Raw genomic sequence first — 19,723 nt, 5'->3', positions numbered from 1 at the left:
CCTTTGTAGGAGCGAGGCTTGCCCGCGAAGGCGACCTGAAGAACGCCGCAGATCAGAGCTTGATCAACACAGACTTCAACTCGGTGTAATGCTCAATCGCCGCATACCCCATCTCCCGTCCAACCCCCGACATTTTGTACCCGCCAAACGGCAGCGCCGGGTCCAGGGCGCTGTGGCAATTGACCCACACCGAACCCGACTTGATCCGCGGAATCATCCGGTGCACCGCCGCCAGATCGTTCGACCAGATACTCGCGCCCAGCCCGTAAGGACTGTCATTGGCCATGCGCAAGGCATCGGCCTCATCATCGAATGGAATCGCCACCAGCACCGGGCCGAAGATCTCCTCTTGCACCAGCGAGTGCTTCTGATCGACATCGACAATCACCGTCGGCTTGACGAAGAATCCCGGCCCGAACTGCTCACCACCGCAGGCAATGGTCGCGCCACTTTCCCGACCTTTTTCGATGTAACCGTAGACCCGTTCCTGCTGCCGCGCCGAGATCAGCGGTCCCATCTCGACACTCGGGTCCAGCCCGTTGCCGAGCTTCATGGCGTTGGCAATGTCAGCGATATCCGCCACCACATTGTCGAAATGCTTGCGCTGCACATACAGCCGCGAACCTGCGCAGCACACCTGGCCCTGATTGAAGAAAATCGCGCTGGCGGCTCCGGCTGCGGCGGTTTTCAGGTCGGCATCGGCCATGACGATGGTCGGCGATTTGCCGCCCAGTTCCAGGGTGACCCGGGTCATGGACTCCATGGCGATCTTGCCGATCTGCTTGCCCACGGCGGTGGAGCCGGTGAAGGTCAGCTTGTCCACCAGCGGGTTGTGGGTCAGCGCCGAGCCTGCGGTGATACCGGTGCCGGTGACCACGTTGAATACACCCTCGGGATAACCGGCTTCCAGCACCAATTCGGCAAGTTTCAGCGCGGTCAGCGGGGTTTCGTCGGCAGGTTTGAGCACCACGGTGCAACCGGTGGCCAGGGCCGGGCCGAGTTTCCAGCAGGCCAGCAGCAACGGGAAGTTCCAGGCGACGATGGCACCGACCACGCCCACCGCTTCGCGGCGGATGAAGCTGTGGAACTGATCGTTGGGCATCAGCGGCAACGACACTTCAACGCTGGAACCTTCGATCTTGGTCGCCCAGCCTGCCATGTAGCGCAGGAAATCGATGGACAGCTGCACGTCCATCACCTGGGCCACCGCCGCGCTTTTGCCGTTGTTCAGGCATTCCAGTTGCGCCAGCAGTTCGGCGTTGCGTTCCATCAGGTCGGCGAGTTTCCACAACAGGTTCTGCCGCTCCCGTGGGCGAGTACGGGTCCAGGCTGAATCATCGAAGGCCTGACGCGCGGCGAGCACGGCGCGGTCGACATCTTCAGGTGTTGCCTTCGGAACGACACACAGCACTTCACCGGTGGCCGGGTTGTGCAGGGGCATGGTCTGGCCGTCGGCGGCCTCGACCCAGTCACCGCCGATGAGCATGCGCGGGGCACGCTGGATGAACGCGGAAGTGGCGGGAAGCAAATAAGGGAGGGGCATGGCGAGACCTCTTTTTGTTCGTGAAAACAAGGCTTTCGCAATGGCTGTGCCAAGTACCTGCAAAGGCAGGAACACCCTTGGCCGGCGGGGTTTTGTGACGCTCAAGGGTGAGGCGGACGCTGTGCGGCTGTTGCAAATTGCGACAAGCATGAGACGACGAGCGACCCGGTTGAAGTCTTGAGGCACTCAGTGTTCAGGACTAGAATTTTCAGGCTCGGTGGGTGATATGAAGGAGCATTCACCCGGCAATACATCTGGCGTGAGGGAGGTAACGATGTTCCTTTCAACTCTGGAAATTCAAAACATCATTGAACACAGCATGCTGCCCGCCGTCTGCACGTGCAGCATGGAGGCAGACCAGTCCATGACGATCCGGGTCTGTGATTGCATGACGGGCAAAGTGGACCTGGTGGCGACCCATGTTCCGCTGTGGGAACTGGACAGCCCCCACGCGATCGCCACGTTGGTGGCGGATATGCGGCAAGAAATCGAAGCGCACAAACGCATTCAGCCGACGTCCTTCAGCTGAGGTGGCGACACGCCGCACCACAGAGGTGGTGCGGCGAGCCGCCGACGTTTCACGCGGGTATTTTCCGCAAAATCTCTTCGAACGTGGCGCCATCTACGGCAGCCAACAGCTTTTTGTCGTCTTTCAGCGTCGCCAGGAAGGTCACTTCGGTTTCCTTGCCGGCCAACATGAACCCTGCTATCGCGCCAATAGGCCCCAACAGCATCGCGCCCGCCACGCCGAAGCCGATGGCGTCCTTGATGTTGTTGATCGATTCCTCGTTGGCGACTTCCACGTGCTTGAACGATGAGAGCGGGAGGGTGATGCCGGGCCACGGGTGAAGCGACGTTCTAAGGGTAAAAACGCCGTCTCGGTACTCTCCATCACCCTGCAGAAAGTCCCCCGCCAGGACAGTGATGCTTGCCATTTTGTCCGCTCCTGACTGGCAATCGGTGAACACCCATTTCGCGCCCGCCTGCAACGGCCGTCAATCGTCGGGCGATGAACTGTTCCGGGCGGGGCATCTATGCTTGTCTCAGGTTGCAACACCTGTCGCGATATTAGACGCAAGTCAACGCGTCCAGACGCGAATCAAAGGCCTTCTTTTCACGTAACTGCTTGATAAAAAAGGCTATCGGCAAGCTGGCACGCTCCGTGTATTGCTCATCGCAGACGTTTCTCTTGCCTCCGTCAGCGGTGCGCTGCCGACGGCAGAAACCATAAAAACGATAAGCCACAAAAATAAGAAAGCACCGTGCGAGGTTCGACGTTGATGAAGAGAAGACTCCGATCAGGCCTGAGCGCCAGTCTGCTGGCCGTGGCCGCGTGTGTGGCACTGCATTCGCCTGACAGCCTGGCAGCCCGTGACGCCCAGACCATCCTCAAGGAAACCTGCCAGGGCTGTCACACCCCCGAAGCCGACAATGCCCTGAGCCGCATCAGCCACCAGCGCAAAACTCCGGAAGGGTGGCTGATGAGCATCGCCCGGATGCAGACCATGCACGGTTTGCAGATCAGCGATGACGACCGCCGCACCCTGGTCAAATACCTGGCCGACACCCAGGGCCTGGCGCCGAGCGAGACCGATGGCGTGCGGTATGCGCTGGAGCGTCGACTCAATACCGTCGAGAAGTTCGACGACCAGACCAGCCAGATGTGCGGCCGCTGCCACTCCGGTGCGCGGGTCGCCTTGCAACGGCGTCCGGCACAGGAATGGGAACGCCTGGTGAACTTCCACCTCGGCCAATGGCCGTCCCTGGAATACCAGGCCCTGTCTCGCGACCGCGACTGGTTCGACCTGGCCCGAAAAGACATGGTGCCGCTGTTGGCCAAGCGTTATCCGCTGGACAACCCGGCCTGGAAAAAATGGCTGAGCACTGCACCGAAAGCCGACGCGCTTGTGGGCGACTGGAGCTTCAGCGGCCACTTGCCGGGTAAAGGCGAACTGGCCGGGGTGATGAGCGTGACGGCCGATGGCAGCGACACGTTCAAGGTCAGCGTCAAAGGCCAATACGCCGACGGCAGCCCGTTCAATGGCGACGGCACTGCGATTCTCTACACCGGTTACGAATGGCGCGGCAGCGTGACCATCGACGGCGTGACCATGCGTCAGGTGTTCGCCGCTCAAGGCAATGCGATGCAGGGCCGGATGTTCGAGGCCGAGCATGACGAGCGCGGGCTGGACTTCGTCGCCGCCAAGCAGGGCAGCAGTCGTTTGCTGGCGGTTCAACCGGGTTACCTGAAGGCTGGCGCCGAGACCGAAGTCACCCTGATCGGCAGCGGTCTCACCGGTAAACCGAATTTCGGTAAAGGCGTGGAAGTGGTCGAAGTCGTCGAGCAAAGCCCGGATCGGATCAAGGTCAAACTCAAGGCCGCCGCCAACGCCCAACCGGGCCTGCGCACTGTCACCGTCGGCACGCTGAAAGGCCCGACCCTGTCGGTCTACAGCAAAATCGCCGAGGTCAAAGTGGTGCCCGAGTTCTCGGTGGCCCGAGTCGGTGACGGCGGTGGTTCGACGCCGAAAGTCCAGGGCCGTTTCGATGCCGAAGCCTGGGGCAAGGGCGCTGATGGAAAGCCGTACCGCATCGGCGTGTTCCCGGCGCAGTGGTCGGTCGAAGCCTTCGACGACCGCGCCAAGGAAGACGAGGACGTCAAGTTCGCCGGCACCATGCAGGCCGACAGCGGCGTGTTTACACCGGGCGATGCCGGGCCGAACCCGCAGCGCAAAATGTCCACCAACAATGCCGGCAACCTGAAGGTGATCGCCGCGGTCGACGACGCAGGGAAGTCCCTGACCGGCGAAGGCCACATGATCGTCACCGTGCAACGCTGGAACAATCCACCCATTCCATGAGTTGGCTGAAACCACAGGCTTCAGACACTTTTTCGGAATGACCGCAGGCCCCGTCAAACGGGGTTTGCACAGGAGGTTGCAATGGGCGCTATTTTGAATCTGGTCGAACGGAACCTGCACGAAGTGCACGTCGATGCGGACCGCATGCTGTTCCACATTCCCAGCAGTTCGCTGTTCGCCAGCGATGAGCTGACGGGCACCATCATCGATACGCTGCGCGGTCCCGGCTGTTCGTCGGACGACCTGATCCAGCGTTTGGCTTCGCGTTTCAACGGCGAGGAAATCACCGAGACCCTGCGTGAGCTGATGTCCCTGGAACTGGTCAGTGACGGCTCGCCGCTGACCCCGGACATCGGCACCAAACGGGTTGAGCGCACCGCGATCAACACCGTGGTGCTCAACGTCAACACCGGCTGCAATCTGAGCTGCACCTACTGCTACAAGGAAGACCTCGATAAGCCGTCGGCCGGCAAGAAGATGGACGTCGAAACGGCGGTGGCGTCGGTGGAAATGCTGCTGCGCGAATCGCCGGATGAAGAGCGTTTCACCGTGGTGTTTTTCGGTGGCGAACCGCTGAGCAATCGCAAGCTGATCGAGTACATGGTCGACTATTGCGAGAAGCGTTTCCGCGAGGCCGGCAAGTTCGTCGAGTTCGTCATGACCACCAACGCCACGCTGCTCACCGAAGAGACCGTGGACTACCTCAATGCCCACCGTTTCGGGCTGTCGGTGAGTATCGACGGGCCGAAAACCGTGCACGACCGCAACCGCATCACGGTGGGCGGGCAGGGCACGTATGACGTGGTACGGCGCAAGGCCGAAATGCTGCTGTCGCGCTACAACAGCCGTCCGGTGGGCGCTCGGGTCACGCTGACCACCGGCGTTACCGACGTCGAAACCATCTGGGATCATTTGTTCAACGAATTGGGTTTTGCCGAAGTCGGCTTCGCCCCTGTGACCTCCGGCGACATCAGCACCTTCAACCTGTCCAGCGACGAGCTGATCGAAGTGTTCGCCAACATGAAGAAGCTCGGTCGGCGTTATCTGGAGGCGGCGCTGGAGCACCGCAATATCGGTTTCTCCAACCTGCACCAGCTGATCACCGACATCCACGAAGGCCACAAAAAAGCCCTGCCATGCGGCGCGGGCCTGAAAATGCTGGCGGTGGATCACAAGGGCGAACTGAACCTGTGCCACCGGTTTACCGGTTCGAGTCTGCCGACCTTTGGCAACGTCCACAGCGGTGTGAAACAAGTGGAGTTGAACGACTTCCTGTCCCAGCGCCTGGACCGTACCAACACCGGATGCGAGGACTGCCAGATCCGCAATCTCTGCTCCGGTGGCTGCTACCACGAGAGCTACGCCCGTTACGGCGACCCGACCCACCCGACCTATCACTACTGCGAACTGATGCGTGACTGGGTCGACTTCGGCATCGAGGTCTACACCCGGATCATGGCCCACAACCCTGCGTTTATCAGCAGCTACATCACTCCGCGCAAGGCTCACTGATATGAAACATCTCAAGGCAATCAATAACAAAGCGTTGAAACTCGATGAGGCCGCGGCCGAAAACCGTATCGAAGAAGTGGTGGCGATGAGTTCTGTTGCGGGCTGCGCTTCGACCACTGACCCGGGTTGGGAAATCGATGCGTTTGGCGGTGTGTCGTCGCTGTGCCAGCCGATGGAAGCCGACCTTTATGGCTGCTCCGACCCGTGCTGGTGGCCGGCCCAGGTGCCCGACATGATGAGCACCTACCCGGACTGGAACAAGGATGCCCAAGCGTCCAACGACAACTGGCGCAACCTCGGGACTGTCTTTCCAAAAGACAAGTGATCGGTCAGATAAAAGGATTACAGCATGCCTAGCATCAAAGCCTGCGGCGTGGCCGCGTTTGCCGTCCTGAACGTCTGTTCGCTCACTGTTCTGGCCGATGAAAACACTGCATTGCAAGAGGGTCACGAGTACATGGTGACCACCAATTACCCGAATAACCTGCACGTCATCGACCTGGCCACCGACACGGTGCTCAAGACCTGCAAGATGCCGGACGCCTTCGGTCCCGGCAGCGTCCAGCTGTCGCCGGATCGCAAGACCGCTTACGTGCTGAACAATCACTATGCCGATGTCTATGGCGTCGAGCTCGACAGCTGCAAGCAGGTGTTCCACGCCAGCATCACCCAGAAGCCGGGGGAGAAAGCGAAGTCGATGTTCGCCTTTACCCTCAGTCACGATGGCAAGGAGCTGTTTGCCATCGCCAACCCGACGTTGATGCTCAACGATCGCTACGAAGTGCAGCAACCCCGGCTCGACGTGTATGCCACCGACGCCGGTCTGGACGCCAAACCCGTGCGCAGTTTCCCGGCGCCACGGCAACTGACGATCATGCAGAGCGGTGACGACGGCACGCTGTACGTGGCGGGGGCGGATATCTACAAGGTCGACGTGAAAACCGGCAAGTTCGACGTGCTGATCCCCAGTCGCCACTGGAAACGGGCGAACTACAGCGCGCCGGACGTGCTTTACGTGTGGAACCAGCAGACCTATCGCCATGACTTCTCGCTGCTCTACACCACCGCGAAATTCAAGGACAAGAAACAGGATCCAGCGACGGCCGAGTACCTGTATGGACTGTTCAGCATCGACCTGAAAACCGGCAAGACCGAAACCACCGACTTCGGCCCGCTGACGGAAATCTACTTCAGCGGCATGCGCTCGCCCAAGGATCCGAACCTGATGTTTGGCGTGCTCAACCGCTTGGCCAAGTACGACATCAAGGAGAAGAAAATGCTTCAGGCGGCAACGCTGGATCATTCCTACTACTGCATTTCCTTCAACAAGGACGGCAGCAAGATCTATCTGGCGGGGACGTTTAATGACGTGGCGATCTTTGATCCCGAGAGCATGAAGCAGATTGGCAACATCAAATTGCCGGGTGGGGATATGGCGATCACCACTGCGCAGATATTTGTCCGTTAACGGCGGCGTCTCATCTGACGCCATCGCGAGCAGGCTCACTCCCACAGTGGATCTTCAGTGTGATCACTATTGTGTGAACACCCTGAACCCTGTGGGAGCGAGCCTGCTCGCGATGAGGCCCTCACAGGCGCCAGAGCATCAAGCCCCAGGCACCGGGCAACTCATATCCCCTTCCTGGCACTTCAGATAATTCTTGAACGTCTCCACCCGCGCCTTGGTCAATTCCGTCACGCAGTTGCTGTAGACCAGCGGATACACACTCCCACCTTCCACCCCGGCGCTCGAAAACTTGCACTCGTTATCCCGAAACGCAATCCACGAACGCTGCGCCCCCAACAGCAACTTTTTACTGTCCGGATTGCTCTTCAACCGATTGGTGATCTGCTGGTAAAGCGCATTCAGTTCCTTATCCGCCGCCTTGTGCTGCTGCGCCGCGCACTGGTTCATCGTGGCCTGGTCGGTGGCGTTGTCGCAGTCCGCCGCGTGAACAATGGTGGTGAACAGCAAAGGCGTCAGCGCCAGAAGGAAGCGTGGATTCATGAGGGAAGCTCGCTGTGACAGGGGAAATTGAGGCGCAGTGTAGCGAAGCGGTGTCAGCTATCGACAGGTGCGCGTGACGTCGTGAGCAGATTATCCGCGTAAGTCTCGATGTCTTCACGCCCGTGCAGCTTTGCCAGCCAGCCTTGGGGAATGCCCCGCACACCGTAATGAGCCCCCGCCAACTGGCCGGCGATCGCGGCAGTAGTATCGGCGTCGTCACCCAGATTCGCGGCTTCCAGGATGCAGGCTTCAAAGCTGTCGGTATGGTGAAAGCACCATAGAGCCGCTTCCAGTGACGCAACGCAGTAGCCGCTGCCACGGATATCGCTTTTGGCTTTGCCGAGATAGTCGCCTCGGGCGATGGCTTTGACCTTGGGCTCCAGAAAAGCTGTCTCTAGTACGTTGCGCAGGTTGCGCTTGGACTCACCCTGCAAAGCCTTGTAGATCAACTCGGCAAACAGCTGGCAGCATTCAACGGCTTCCGGCGCTGCATGGGTGGTCAGTGAACTGTTCGCAGAAAATGTCCCGACTCGGTCGCGATCCGGGAAGTAATACAGAACCACCGGCACCAGCCTCATCAACGAGCCGTTGCCGGCGGTGTAAGGATCGGTGGAGCCTGCGAAGGGTTCACCGGTTTGCTGGAAACGCGTCAGGGCGTCACGCACGGTCATGCCAATATCGAAGCATTCGCCGGTTGAACTCAGGTAACCCCATTGCCACCAAATGAGGTAGCGGCCCATCTGGTCCGCCGCATCGAATCCCTTTTTTGTCAGCAGGCTTTCGGCCAGGCAAAGCGCCATCGAGGTGTCATCGGTCCATTGCCCTGGCTTCAAGCTGAAGGGGCCGCCGCCCACCATATCGGTCAAAGGTTCGAACGAACCACGTGGCTGGAATTCCACACTGGTGCCAACGGCATCGCCGCAAGCCAGGCCCAATAGGGCTCCGAGATAACGTTCCGTGAGTGAGGGCTGCATGAATCTTCCTTGTCTGGTTAACGTCGACCTTGCAAACGGTAGCAGTTCCAGAACGTTGGCTCTCGCTCCTGCACCAGAACTTATGGTCAGAAATGCAGCCGAATATTTCAGGCATGCTTGATAACAACTACCCATTGATACAACTTTAGGGTTGGTCTTGTGGTCTTACAGGCCTACTGTTCAGTACAGGAGGTGACTTATGAACCCAGCATCAGATCGCATCGAAAGGAAAATCCTGCTCAAATCGCCGCGCTCGCACGTCTGGCGTGTGGTGGCCAATGCCGAAGCCTTCGGGCAGTGGTTTGGCGTGGCGCTGGAGGGTAAGCGCTTTGTCGCCGGTGAATGGACGCAAGGGCAGATTACTTACCCAGGTTATGAGCACCTGCTGTGGAACGTGCTGGTGGAGCGGGTCGAGCCGGAGCGGGTGTTTTCGTTTCGCTGGCACCCGTATGCGATTGAGCCCGAAATCGATTACTCCCAGGAGCCCACCACGCTGGTGAAATTCGAGCTCGAAGACATGGATGACGGCACCTTGTTGAAGGTCACTGAGTCCGGTTTCGATCACATCCCGCAAACGCGCAGGCTCAAGGCGTTCCGCATGGACAGCCGTGGCTGGGATGAGCAGATGAACAATATCGAAGAGTTTCTGAAAACCAGCGCCAAGGCTCGCGAGGGTCAGGCTGAGTAAAGGCTGCATGTTTGAACCTTGGTTAAAGCGCTGGGCCCTGGTGCCGGACGGCGAACCGATCATCACGCCCGGCAGTCGTTTGCTGCCGGTACGGATGGGTGATTCGTCGGCCATGTTGAAGATTGCCGTCGATGCCGAGGAAAAGTTCGGCAATCTGCTGATGACCTGGTGGGTCGGCGAGGGCGCTGCGCGGGTTTACGCTCATCACGGCGATGCGTTGGTGCTGGAACGCGCCGAGGGCGAACGATCGCTGATGCACATGGCGCTCAACGGCCAGGATGACGAGGCCAGCCGGATCCTGTGCGCGGCGTTGGCTCGGCTGCACGCTCCGCGTCCCTCTATGCCACCGCCGCTGGTTCCTTTGTCATCATGGTTCGCTTCGTTGCGCCTGGCAGCCGAGCAGCAGGGTGGCATTTATTTACTCAGCCTGAAAACCGCCGAAGCGTTGCTCGCCGAGCCGCAGGATGTGGTGGTTTTGCACGGCGATATGCACCACGACAATGTTCTGGATTTCGGCCCGCGAGGCTGGCTGGCCATCGATCCCAAGCGAGTGATCGGCGAGCGCGGATTCGACTACGCCAACCTGATCTGCAATCCCGAATTGCCGACGGCGACTGATCCGCAGCGTTTCAAAAGACAAATCGATGTAGTGGCCCACACCGCAGGGCTCGAACATCGCCGGCTGCTGCAATGGGTGCTGGCGTTTGCCGGTTTGTCAGCGGCATGGTTTCTTGAGGATAACGATGACGTAGCGGCGCAAGGTCAGCTGCAGGCCGCTGAACTCGCGGCTTCCCTGCTGATTGCCTGACGCGTCTAAGGGTTTTCGGAAGGGCGGGTATAGCGAATGTCTTACACGCGATGGTAGCTATGTCGTCTATTGCACATTGGATCCGAAGCGTAATCTAGCCTCATCAACTGAAGCACAGGAAGTGCTCCAGGATCACGGATGATCGACCATTAGCAAGGATTCGCTGCCGACAGGGAGTCGACATGGTCTTGGGAAAACCCGCTTCGGCGGGTTTTTTTTCGTCTGCTGAAAACTGCGATCCCTTGTAGCAGCTGCAGCCGCTTCTTGATGTGTTAACCGATGAATTGCAGACATGGCGCGAAGTGTCGGTCTCCACCGATTTCTAAACCTAAATACGGTCCGTAGCAGCTGCCGAGCCTGCGAGGCTGCGTTCGGCGACGAAGTCGTCGTGAAATCAGCCCCCGCGATGTGTCAGGAAAACCGCATTTGCAGGGTTTACGACGACTGCGTCGCCGGACGCAGCCTCGCAGGCTCGACAGCTGCTACAAGGGTGGTGTTTCAGGCTCAAATGGTCAAAGGCTTACACCGGCTGACGGGTATATCGACTTTTGATGCTTCACTGAAGCGCTTATTCTGGATCCATCAACTGAAGCGCAAGGAGTGCTCAGGATCACGGATGATCGGCCATTGGCCAGGACGGCTGCCGACAGGATGTCGAAAATGGTCTTGAGAAACCCGCCGAGGCGGGTTTTTTTTCGCCTGTCGAAAAGTACAACTACAGTCTGGCGGCCGCCCGCTCAGTGATCTGCGTGCGTTGTTGCAGCGACGGCGCCGCACGCCGCTGAGCTTCTGCCAGCACGCCCTGCGGTGCTGTTACAGGGCAGCCTGCCTCGAACGGCGGTGCCGGGGCGTATTCCAGTTGCAGCTGCACCAGCTCTGCCGTGTCCTTATCGAACAACTCAGCGGCCAAGGTCAGGGCAAAATCGATCCCTGCGGTAATCCCGCCACCGGTCAGCAAATTGCCATCGCGCACCACCCGATCCTTCACCGGGATCGCCCCCAACGGCGCCAACAATTCGTGATAGGCCCAGTGAGTGGTCGCGCGTTTGCCCTTCAGCAGGCCGGCCGCGCCGAGCACCAGCGCCCCGGTGCACACCGATGTGACATAACGCGCGTTGGCCGCCTGAGCCTTGATGAAGGCCAATGTTTGTTCATCCTCCATCAATGGCCCGACACCGCTGCCACCGGGAATGCAGATCACATCCAGCGCCGGGCAATCGTCGAAGGTGGTGGTCGGCTTCAGCACCAGCCCGGTGCTCGAAGTCACCGGCACCAGGTCCTTCCAGATCAGATACACCTTCACGTCCGGCAGTGAGGCCAGCACGTCGTAAGGGCCGGTGAGGTCCAGTTGTTGAACCTGTGGAAACAACAGAAAACCGATCTGCAACGTCATGGTGTTTTTCTCATGAAGTGGGTGGACGACTTCACTCTAGGCTCGTAGGATCTGGCGTATACGCCAATAACCCCACGAATTACGCCAAATGTCTAAGACCATCCATGTGCTCGCATTCGCCAACGTGCAATTGCTCGACGTCACCGGACCATTGCAGGTGTTCGCCTCGGCCAACGACATCGCCCGCCAACAAGGCCTACCGCCGCCCTATGCCCCGACGGTGATTGTCAGCGGTGGCGGGGCGGTAATGTCGTCGGCGGGGCTGGCGCTGTTGGCCGAGCCGTTGCCCGAGCAAGGCAGCGACACCTTGATCATCGCTGGCGGCTGGGGTGTTTACGCGGCGGCGGAGGATCTGCCGCTGGTGGCCTGGGTGCGTGAGCATGCGACGGCGTGCCGGCGGGTGTCATCGGTGTGCACCGGGGCATTTTTACTGGCGGCCAGTGGTTGGCTCGATGGTCGGCGGGTGGTGACTCACTGGACCCGCTGCGAGCAATTGGCGCAGAAACATCCCCGATTGCGGGTCGAACCCAACCCGATCTTTATCAACGACGGCCCGGTCTGGACCTCGGCCGGCGTCACGGCCGGCATCGATCTTTCGCTGGCGATGGTCGAAGAGGATCTCGGGCGCACGATGGCCCTGGAAGTCGCCCGGCAACTGGTGGTGTTCCTCAAGCGTCCGGGCGGTCAGTCGCAGTTCAGCGTGACCCTGTCTCTGCAAAAGGAAGGCAGCCGGTTCGACGACCTTCACGCCTGGATCAGTGAACATCTCACCATGGACCTTGGCATTCCGACCCTCGCCTTGCAGGCCGGCATGAGCGAACGCAGTTTCGTTCGCCATTACCGCGCCGACACCGGCCAGACCCCGGCGCGAGCCATTGAACTGATCCGGGTCGAAACGGCGCGACGTTTGCTCAGTGATACCGGTCTGCCGATCAAACGGGTGGCGGTGCAGTGTGGGTTCGGCAGTGAAGAGACGCTTCGACGCAGTTTTCTGCGGGCCATGGGCGTGACGCCACAAGCGTATCGCGAGCGGTTTTCTGTCAGCGCTGAAGCAGATCCAGTATTGCCTTGAGTGTCGCTTCGGGCGCTTCTTCGGGAATGTTATGACCAACGCCCGCCAGCACTCGCCGCTCATAAACTCCAGTGAAATGCTCGATGTCGTCATCGACCTCCGGTGCCGGACCGACGCCATCGTCAGCACCACACAGGGAAATCGTCGGCACGCTGATTGGCGGCTGTCGGGTCAGCGCTTTTTCCATCCACTCCAGTGCCGGATCGCCGGGCGTGTACATGAATCGGTGACGGTAAGAGTGAATCACCACCTCGACGAAATCCGGGTTGTCGAAGGCCGGCGCGCTCAGCGGGTAGCGCTCAGGGCCTTTGGCCCAGGTCGGTGACCATAACTTCCAGAGTAACTCGCACAAATCATGGCGATTTTTCGTCAGCCCTTCGACTCCGCGCGGGGTGTGAAAGTAATACTGATACCAGAGGCGATGTTCGGTTTCCGGGGCCCGCGGCTGAGTGGAGTGGGGAATGTTCTGAAGGTTGTAGCCGTCGCCAGTCACCAGGCAACGAACCCGCTCCGGCCAAAGGGCCGCCACGATGCACGCCGCCCGACCGCCCCAGTCGTAGCCGCAGAGGGCGGCTTTTTTTATGTCCAATGCATCCATCAAATCAAGCAGATCCTGGGCGAGGACGGCTTGCTGGCCGGAGCGCAGGGTGTCGGGGCTGTTGAAACGGGTCGCACCGTAGCCGCGCAGGTACGGGACGATGACGCGGTAGCCCTGAGCGGCGAGGGCAGGCGCGATTTCGTCATAGGCGCGGGGAGAGTAGGGGAAGCCGTGGAGGAGGATGACCGGGTCGCCGGTGGTGGGGCCGTGTTCTTCGTAGGCAACCGTCAAAACCGGGGTTTTGGCGAACTGGATCAACGCTTCATTGTTCATCGGACACTCCAGGGGTGTTTTTTTGAAACGGATGATGCAAATCGAAGAGGGTGCCGTCGTCTCAGGCTTCGACTTCCGCCACCTGATTGAAGTACTTCGACCGGTCCGGCGTAAACGTCACCACCATCCTCGTCCGCGAACACGTCAGGGCCCGCTCTTCACCCAGATCAACATCCAGATCCTCTCCACGCAAGCCCTGCCATTGGGCGAGGTATTTGAGGGATCCGTATTTTTCGAGTTTCTTCAGGCTGCGGCTGACGCCACCTTTCCAGCCCAGCACGGGGAGTTCGCCGGCAAGGCTGCGTCGGGCGAGTTCGGGGAAGCGGGCGGCGCGTTGGCGGCCGATTTCCCAACATTTGATCAGGCCCTTGTCCTGGGCTTCCCACAATTCGTTGCGGTTCAGGCCTGAACGCAGTGGGGAGTCGATGTGACGGTGGATACGCTGGCTCATTCTGGTTCCTTGAATTCGGGTTTTATTGGGCAGCTCCGCTGCACCCGTTGAGCGTGGATGTTAGGGGGGGATGTAACGGCTGGCAACAAGGTATTTCCGGGGGGAGGAGTCAGGTGTTGTGTAACTAAACAGTAGGATTTGTATGGTCAGTGTAGGGCGCAAGCCTGCGCGTCTTGGGGTGGTGGGGCTTGCCCTCGACGGTACGCGGCAGTCTAGAAACCAGCAATCGCGGGGTTTCTGAGGGAGTGGGGTTGCAGATTTTGGGGCCGCTTCGCTGCCCAACGGGGGTAAACCCCCTCGCCACAGTAATGTGTTTTGTCAGAGAGGGCCGTGTTTAAGTGCTTCGCGGGTTAGCCTTGTTCCTACAAGCAGCGTCGTGAAAAGCGACGTTTTCGACACGCTTTGGCGGATAGTGAATTCAATTGTTTCTCTGTTCCGACTGATGGCCTCTTCGCGGGCAAGCCGCGCTCCCACAGGTTTCGAGTCGTTCGCAAATAGCGTGTTCGACACAAGACCCTGTGGGAGCGAGGCTTGCCCGCGAAGGCGGCAACGCGGTCTCAAGGCTGCCAGTAATTCTTCTCCCCGCTCAATTTCCGATCCAGAAAACTCGCCGCGCTGATCAGCGCCAGGTGCGTCAGCGCTTGCGGCGTGTTGCCCAAATGCCGCGCATGGCTGTCGAATTCTTCGGCGTACAACCCCAGTGGGTTGGCATACCTCAGCAACTGTTCGAATTCCAGATGCGCCTTTTCCACCTGACCCGCCCGGGCCAGGCATTCGACGTACCAGAACGAACACGCGGCGAATGCGCCTTCGGTGCCGTCGAGGCCGTCGATCTGGCTGTCTTCGTTGCGGTAGCGGTAGACCATGCCGTCGCGCACCAGGGTTTTCTGGATGGCTTGGAGGGTCGAGAGCCAGCGCGGGTCCTTGGCGCTGACGAAGCGCACCAGCGGCATCAGCAGCATCGAGCCATCCAGCGCGGTGCTGCCGATGTGCTGGACGAAATGCCCGCGTTCTTCGTTCCAGAAGTTGTCCCAGATGTCGGCGTAGATCGCTTGGCGGGTCTGGTCCCAGCGGGCGAACGGGGCGGGCAGGGAGCGTTTGGAAGCGAGACGGATGGCCCGGTCCAGGGCGACCCAGCACATCAGCCGCGAGTGCAGGAAGTGATGCTGCTCGCCGCGCATTTCCCAGATGCCTACGTCCTTTTGCTGCCAGGTTTCACAGACTTGATCCACCACGTCCACCGCGTGTTTCCAGCCCTCATGGGAGATGGCGTCGCCGTACTTGTTGACCAGGTACACCGCGTCCATCAGTTCGCCGAAGATGTCGAGCTGGACCTGATCGTACGCCTGATTGCCGATGCGCACCGGCGTCGAGCCGCCGTGGCCGGACAGGTGCGAAAGCTCGGTTTCCGGCAGTTCCTGACGGCCGTCGATGGCATAGAGGATGTTGAGTTTCATCGGTTTGCCGTGACAATCGCTGACCCGCCCGCGCAGCCAGCGCATGTAATCGTTGGCCTCTTGAACGAAGCCCAGGCGCATGAACGCGTAGACGGTGAACGAGGCGTCGCGGATCCAGGTGTAGCGGTAGTCCCAGTTGCGTTCGCCGCCGGGCGTTTCCGGCAGGCCGAACGTGGCCGCGGCGAGGATAGCGCCGTGTTTGCGCGAGGTCAGCAGCTTCAGGGCCAGGGCCGAACGATTGACCATTTCCCGCCAGCGACCGCGGTAGTTGGATTGGCCGCTCCAGTCGCGCCAGAACTTCAATGTGCGTTCCAGGCACAACCCGGCGGCGCCTTCCTTGAAACGCGGGTCATCAATGCCACCGAGCAGGAATTCGGCGTTCTGGTCTTGTTTGAGGGTGAATTCGGCCACTGCCGCGTTGCCGTCGATACTTAAGGTCTGATCGGATGACAGGCGCAGAGAGGGCTGATCGTCGGCCTCGAACGCCACGTCTTTTTCTTCCATGCGCGCGCGAGTCTTGGCGCGAGCGTAGTCATGCCGCACGGCGCAGCGCATATGAAACGTTGCCTGGCCGCTGACCACCCGAACCCGGCGCATCAGCACCGGCAGATCGTCTTCACTGTCGCCGATCGGCAGCAGGTCGGTCACTTCAACCACGGCGCTGTCGCTGAGCCAGCGGGTTTGCAGCACGTTGGTGTCGGGCAGGTAAATCTGTTCGCGGCGCGCATCGGGCAAGTCCGGCGACAGTTGAAAAATACCGGCCTCGGGCGTGTCCAGCAGCGAGCAGAAGATAGAAGGGCTGTCGAATTCCGGCCAGCAGAAAAAGTCCACGCTGCCCTTGTCATTGACCAGTGCCGCGCTGCGCATGTCGCCGATGATGCCGTGGGCGGCGATGGCGCTTTGTCGTTCGAGATGATGATCAGCCATTGCCGCGAAACTCCGGATAGAGGCTCATGCCGCCGTCGATGAACAGGGTAGTGCCGACGATGTAGTCGGAGGCATCGGAGGCGAGGAAGACCACCGCATTAGCGATGTCCTCGACCTCACCGACCCGGCCGTAAGGAATGAGTTTGAGTAGGTCCTGCAGGTGGTCACCCGAGGTGGCGTCGCGATTGATCGCCGTGCGAATCGCCCCCGGCGCGATGCCATTGATGCGGATGCGCTGGTGGCTGACTTCCTGGGCGAGGGTTTGCATCAGCATGTCCACGCCACCTTTGGACGCGGCGTAATTGACGTGGCCGGCCCAGGGAATCCGCTGGTGCACCGAGCTCATATGAATAATCTTGCCGGCGGCCCGGGACACGCCTTCGCGAACACCTTGCCGGTTGAAAATCCGCAGCGCGGCACGGGCGCAGAGAAACTGGCCGGTGAGGTTGACGCCGATCACCTGGTTCCAGTCGGCAAGGCTCATGTCCATCGCATTGGCGTCTTTCTGCATACCTGAGTTGGCGACCAAAATGTCCAGCGAACCGAACGCTTCGAGGGTTTGCGCGAACAGTCGTTCGACGTCCGCTTCCTGGGAAACATCGGCCCCGATGGCAATGGCGCGACCCCCTTCAGCGTTGATCTGCCGGGCCAGTTCCTCGGCGGGAGCGGACTGGGAGTTGTAGTTGATCACCACCGCGGCCCCGGCGGCAGCCAAAGCCTTGGCGGCGCCCGCGCCGATGCCGGAACTGGAACCGGTGACGAGGGCGACTTGATGGTCGAGGGAAATCTGCATCAGCGGTGGCGCCTTGAGTTGAGGGCTTAATTAGCTGACTGGCGGGTGCTGGAGAGAGTTCACGCCGAACTGTGAAAGTTTCGTCACCTGTCCGTTTCCATGTTTTGTGCGGGAACGATAAAGGAGGCGACTACGCTGGCCCCATCGCGAGCAGGCTCACTCCCACAGGGGATCTGCGCTAATGCCTAGATCAAATGTGGGAGCGAGCTTGCTCGCGATGGAGCCTTAACACTCACCCAACAATTGCCTGCTTTCCCCTTGATCAGCCTTATGGCAACTTGCACGCCCCAGCTGAGACCTGACCTCATGGCCAACCCCTACCGCGACCTCTTCAAAGCCCCTGGCAGCAAAGCTTTTGTGCTGGCCGGCATGATCGCGCGCATGCCGATTTCCATGACCGGCATCGGCCTGATCACCATGCTCTCGCAACTGCAAGGCGGCTACGGTCTGGCCGGTGCAGTGGCGGCGACGTTTGCCTTGGCCACGGCGTTTTGTGCGCCGCAAGTCTCGCGGCTGGTGGATCGCTATGGCCAGGGCCGGGTTCTGCCGATCTCGGCGCTGATAGGCGGTGGGGCGTTGTTGCTGGTGTTGCTGTGCACTCGCTTGCAGGCGCCGCAGTGGACGTTGTTTGTGTTCGCCGCGCTGGCCGGTTGCATGCCGAGCATGTCGGCGATGGTCCGGGCGCGCTGGACCGAGGTGTATCGCGGCGAACCGGAGCTGCAAACCGCTTACGCGCTGGAATCGGTGCTGGACGAAGTCTGTTTTATCGTCGGGCCGCCGCTGTCGGTGGGACTGTGTGTAGTGGCGTTCCCCGAGGCCGGACCATTGGCGGCGTTGCTGATGCTGGCGATCGGGGTGACGGCGTTTGTGTTGCAACGCGACACCGAGCCGGCGATTCATCCCCATGAAGAACACCATCAGGGCTCGATCATCCGTTCTCTCGACATTCAATTGCTGATGCTGTTGATGGTCGCCATGGGCACCATCGTTGGCGTTGTGGATGTGGTCAGCGTCGCCTTCGCTCAACAACAGGGCCAGCCGGCGGCGGCGAGCATTGTGTTGTCGGTGTATGCCATCGGTTCCTGCCTCGCGGGATTGGCGTTCGGGGCGTTACGCTCGAAAGTGCCGCTGCCACGATTGTTTCTGTATGGCGGGGTGGCGACGGCGGTGACCACACTGCCGTTGCTGCTGGCGACGAACATTCTCGGGCTGTCGCTGGCGGTGTTTGTCGCCGGGCTTTTCTTTGCGCCGACGCTGATTGTGGCGATGGCGTTGGTGGAGCAAATTGTACCGCCGGCCAAACTGACGGAAGGCCTGACATGGTTGGTCACCGGGTTAAGCATTGGCGTGGCAATGGGTGCGGCGAGTTCGGGTTGGCTGATCGATGCCTATGGAGCGCGTAGCGGGTTTTGGGTGGCCATCGCTGCCGGTGCTGTCGTCCTCGGTTCCGCAGTCCAAAGCTTCCGTCACTTGAAATAAAGAACCCCTGTAGGAGTACGACTAATTCTCGGCGGCGCTCATCCGTTCTCTTGATAGACAACTTTTCGAGGTAAGCCCGGTGACCCAGCTGACATTGCTGTGCCTGCCCTATTCAGGCGCGAGCGCCATGGTCTACAGCCGCTGGCGGCGCAAATTGCCGGAGTGGCTGAAGTTGCAACCGGTTGAGCTGCCAGGGCGCGGCGCACGGTTTGGCGAAGCACTGCAGACCGATATGCGCGCGTTGGCCCGCCAATTGGCGGCAGAGTTGCAAACGTCCTTGCGCGCGCCTTACGCATTGTTCGGCCATAGCCTGGGTGCGTTGCTGGCTTGTGAACTGGCCCACGCCTTGCGCGCGCTGGGTTGCCCGGAACCGGTGGCTCTGTTCGCCTCGGGCACCGCCGCGCCGACGATGCGCAGTGATTACGACCGTGGCTTTGGCGAGCCCAGGAGCGACGCAGAACTGATTGATCAGTTGCGCACGCTCAATGGCACCAGCGAAGAGATTCTGGCCAACGAAGAGTTGATGAGCCTGACGTTGCCGGTCCTGCGTGCCGACTTTTTGCTGTGCGGACGTTTTGAGCCGTTGCCGCGTCCATTGCTCAAATGTCCCGTGCACGTGCTTGGTGGCACCACCGACCGTGCCACCACCGAACAGTTGATCGGCTGGAGCAAGGAAACCCACGGCAGCTTTTCCGTGGACATGCTGGCTGGCGGGCACTTCTTTATTCATGAGCACGAAGCCAAGGTGTTGCGGGTGATCAAGGACCAGCTCGACGTGCATCATCGCCGACACGCCATGGCCGCCAGCGCCTGACCCCATCTCCCGCATCACAAAATCCCCTGTAGGAGTGAGCCTGCTCGCGATAGCGGTGTATCAGTCAACTTG

At 60.2% G+C, this 19,723-nt stretch carries 19 protein-coding genes; 10 read left to right on the top strand and 9 right to left on the bottom strand.

All coding sequences use genetic code 11. The annotated features are described in order from the left end of the window. Positions 1 to 52: 52 nt before the first annotated feature. Complete coding sequence (locus ACA070_RS21130) at positions 53 to 1,543, bottom strand: aldehyde dehydrogenase family protein (protein ID WP_497448206.1); 1,491 nt, start codon at positions 1,541 to 1,543, stop codon at positions 53 to 55. Between the two features lie 274 nt (positions 1,544 to 1,817). Between ACA070_RS21130 and ACA070_RS21125 the strand changes: the two genes are divergently transcribed. Then, on the top strand, positions 1,818 to 2,072 hold the full coding sequence (locus ACA070_RS21125; protein WP_497448205.1) for a DUF1652 domain-containing protein: 255 nt from the start codon (positions 1,818 to 1,820) through the stop codon (positions 2,070 to 2,072). Positions 2,073 to 2,121: 49 nt separating this feature from the next. On the opposite strand, the gene ACA070_RS21120 is transcribed toward ACA070_RS21125, so the two are convergent. Next, positions 2,122 to 2,478, bottom strand: a complete 357-nt coding sequence (locus ACA070_RS21120; protein ID WP_497448204.1) for a hypothetical protein — start codon at positions 2,476 to 2,478, stop codon at positions 2,122 to 2,124. Positions 2,479 to 2,823: 345 nt separating this feature from the next. Here ACA070_RS21120 and peaA point away from each other — a divergent pair, with 345 nt between their 5' ends. The 4 genes from peaA (at position 2,824) to peaD (ending at position 7,384) form a co-directional block, all read left to right on the top strand. Beyond that, positions 2,824 to 4,404 (top strand): quinohemoprotein amine dehydrogenase subunit alpha, encoded by a 1,581-nt coding sequence (peaA, locus tag ACA070_RS21115; protein WP_497448203.1) that lies wholly within the window; start codon positions 2,824 to 2,826, stop codon positions 4,402 to 4,404. 81 nt (positions 4,405 to 4,485) lie between these two features. Further along, on the top strand, positions 4,486 to 5,916 hold the full coding sequence (gene peaB, locus ACA070_RS21110) for a quinohemoprotein amine dehydrogenase maturation protein (RefSeq protein WP_131059818.1): 1,431 nt from the start codon (positions 4,486 to 4,488) through the stop codon (positions 5,914 to 5,916). Position 5,917: 1 nt separating this feature from the next. Beyond that, positions 5,918 to 6,241, top strand: coding sequence for a quinohemoprotein amine dehydrogenase subunit gamma (gene qhpC, locus ACA070_RS21105; RefSeq protein ID WP_008027961.1), 324 nt, complete (start codon positions 5,918 to 5,920; stop codon positions 6,239 to 6,241). 24 nt (positions 6,242 to 6,265) lie between these two features. Further along, a complete protein-coding gene (gene peaD, locus ACA070_RS21100) occupies positions 6,266 to 7,384 on the top strand; it encodes a quinohemoprotein amine dehydrogenase subunit beta (RefSeq protein WP_497448202.1) in 1,119 nt (372 codons plus the stop codon). Positions 7,385 to 7,522: 138 nt separating this feature from the next. On the opposite strand, the gene ACA070_RS21095 is transcribed toward peaD, so the two are convergent. Both ACA070_RS21095 and ACA070_RS21090 read right to left on the bottom strand, forming a co-directional pair. Then, positions 7,523 to 7,924, bottom strand: a complete 402-nt coding sequence (locus ACA070_RS21095; RefSeq protein ID WP_497448201.1) for a lysozyme inhibitor LprI family protein — start codon at positions 7,922 to 7,924, stop codon at positions 7,523 to 7,525. Between the two features lie 53 nt (positions 7,925 to 7,977). Next, positions 7,978 to 8,898 (bottom strand): ADP-ribosylglycohydrolase family protein, encoded by a 921-nt coding sequence (locus ACA070_RS21090; RefSeq protein WP_497448200.1) that lies wholly within the window; start codon positions 8,896 to 8,898, stop codon positions 7,978 to 7,980. A 199-nt stretch (positions 8,899 to 9,097) separates the two neighbouring features. Here ACA070_RS21090 and ACA070_RS21085 point away from each other — a divergent pair, with 199 nt between their 5' ends. Continuing rightward, positions 9,098 to 9,586, top strand: a complete 489-nt coding sequence (locus ACA070_RS21085; protein WP_497448199.1) for an SRPBCC family protein — start codon at positions 9,098 to 9,100, stop codon at positions 9,584 to 9,586. 7 nt (positions 9,587 to 9,593) lie between these two features. Beyond that, on the top strand, positions 9,594 to 10,394 hold the full coding sequence (locus ACA070_RS21080) for an aminoglycoside phosphotransferase family protein (protein ID WP_497448198.1): 801 nt from the start codon (positions 9,594 to 9,596) through the stop codon (positions 10,392 to 10,394). Between the two features lie 715 nt (positions 10,395 to 11,109). Here ACA070_RS21080 and inhA read toward each other — a convergent pair. Next, entirely contained in the window at positions 11,110 to 11,787 is a 678-nt protein-coding gene (gene inhA / locus ACA070_RS21075; protein WP_497448197.1) for an isonitrile hydratase, read from the bottom strand. An 88-nt stretch (positions 11,788 to 11,875) separates the two neighbouring features. On the opposite strand from inhA, the gene ACA070_RS21070 reads away from it, so the two are divergent. Then, positions 11,876 to 12,859 carry a GlxA family transcriptional regulator gene (locus ACA070_RS21070; protein ID WP_497448196.1) on the top strand — a complete coding sequence of 328 codons (984 nt, stop codon included), beginning with the start codon at positions 11,876 to 11,878 and terminating at the stop codon, positions 12,857 to 12,859. Here the strand turns inward: ACA070_RS21070 and ACA070_RS21065 are convergent. The 4 genes from ACA070_RS21065 to ACA070_RS21050 form a co-directional block, all read right to left on the bottom strand. After that, on the bottom strand, positions 12,828 to 13,730 hold the full coding sequence (locus ACA070_RS21065; RefSeq protein ID WP_497448195.1) for an alpha/beta fold hydrolase: 903 nt from the start codon (positions 13,728 to 13,730) through the stop codon (positions 12,828 to 12,830). The genes ACA070_RS21070 and ACA070_RS21065 overlap by 32 nt on opposite strands. Positions 13,731 to 13,791: 61 nt before the next feature. After that, a complete protein-coding gene (locus ACA070_RS21060) occupies positions 13,792 to 14,181 on the bottom strand; it encodes a hypothetical protein (protein WP_497448194.1) in 390 nt (129 codons plus the stop codon). Positions 14,182 to 14,738: 557 nt separating this feature from the next. Beyond that, complete coding sequence (locus ACA070_RS21055; protein WP_497448193.1) at positions 14,739 to 16,565, bottom strand: glycoside hydrolase family 15 protein; 1,827 nt, start codon at positions 16,563 to 16,565, stop codon at positions 14,739 to 14,741. Further along, a complete protein-coding gene (locus tag ACA070_RS21050) occupies positions 16,558 to 17,358 on the bottom strand; it encodes a glucose 1-dehydrogenase (protein WP_497448192.1) in 801 nt (266 codons plus the stop codon). Before ACA070_RS21050 ends, ACA070_RS21055 begins: the two co-directional genes overlap by 8 nt. 306 nt (positions 17,359 to 17,664) lie before the next feature. Here ACA070_RS21050 and ACA070_RS21045 point away from each other — a divergent pair, with 306 nt between their 5' ends. Together ACA070_RS21045 and ACA070_RS21040 are read left to right on the top strand one after the other, a co-directional pair. Further along, positions 17,665 to 18,837 carry an MFS transporter gene (locus ACA070_RS21045; protein WP_497448191.1) on the top strand — a complete coding sequence of 391 codons (1,173 nt, stop codon included), beginning with the start codon at positions 17,665 to 17,667 and terminating at the stop codon, positions 18,835 to 18,837. Between the two features lie 127 nt (positions 18,838 to 18,964). Next, positions 18,965 to 19,651 carry a thioesterase II family protein gene (locus ACA070_RS21040; RefSeq protein WP_497451999.1) on the top strand — a complete coding sequence of 229 codons (687 nt, stop codon included), beginning with the start codon at positions 18,965 to 18,967 and terminating at the stop codon, positions 19,649 to 19,651. Positions 19,652 to 19,723 lie beyond the last annotated feature (72 nt).

The organism is Pseudomonas sp. LBUM1678, from assembly GCF_059695575.1.
Note: the sequence above shows the minus strand (reverse complement) of the source record. Positions and strands in the feature narration are given on the sequence as shown.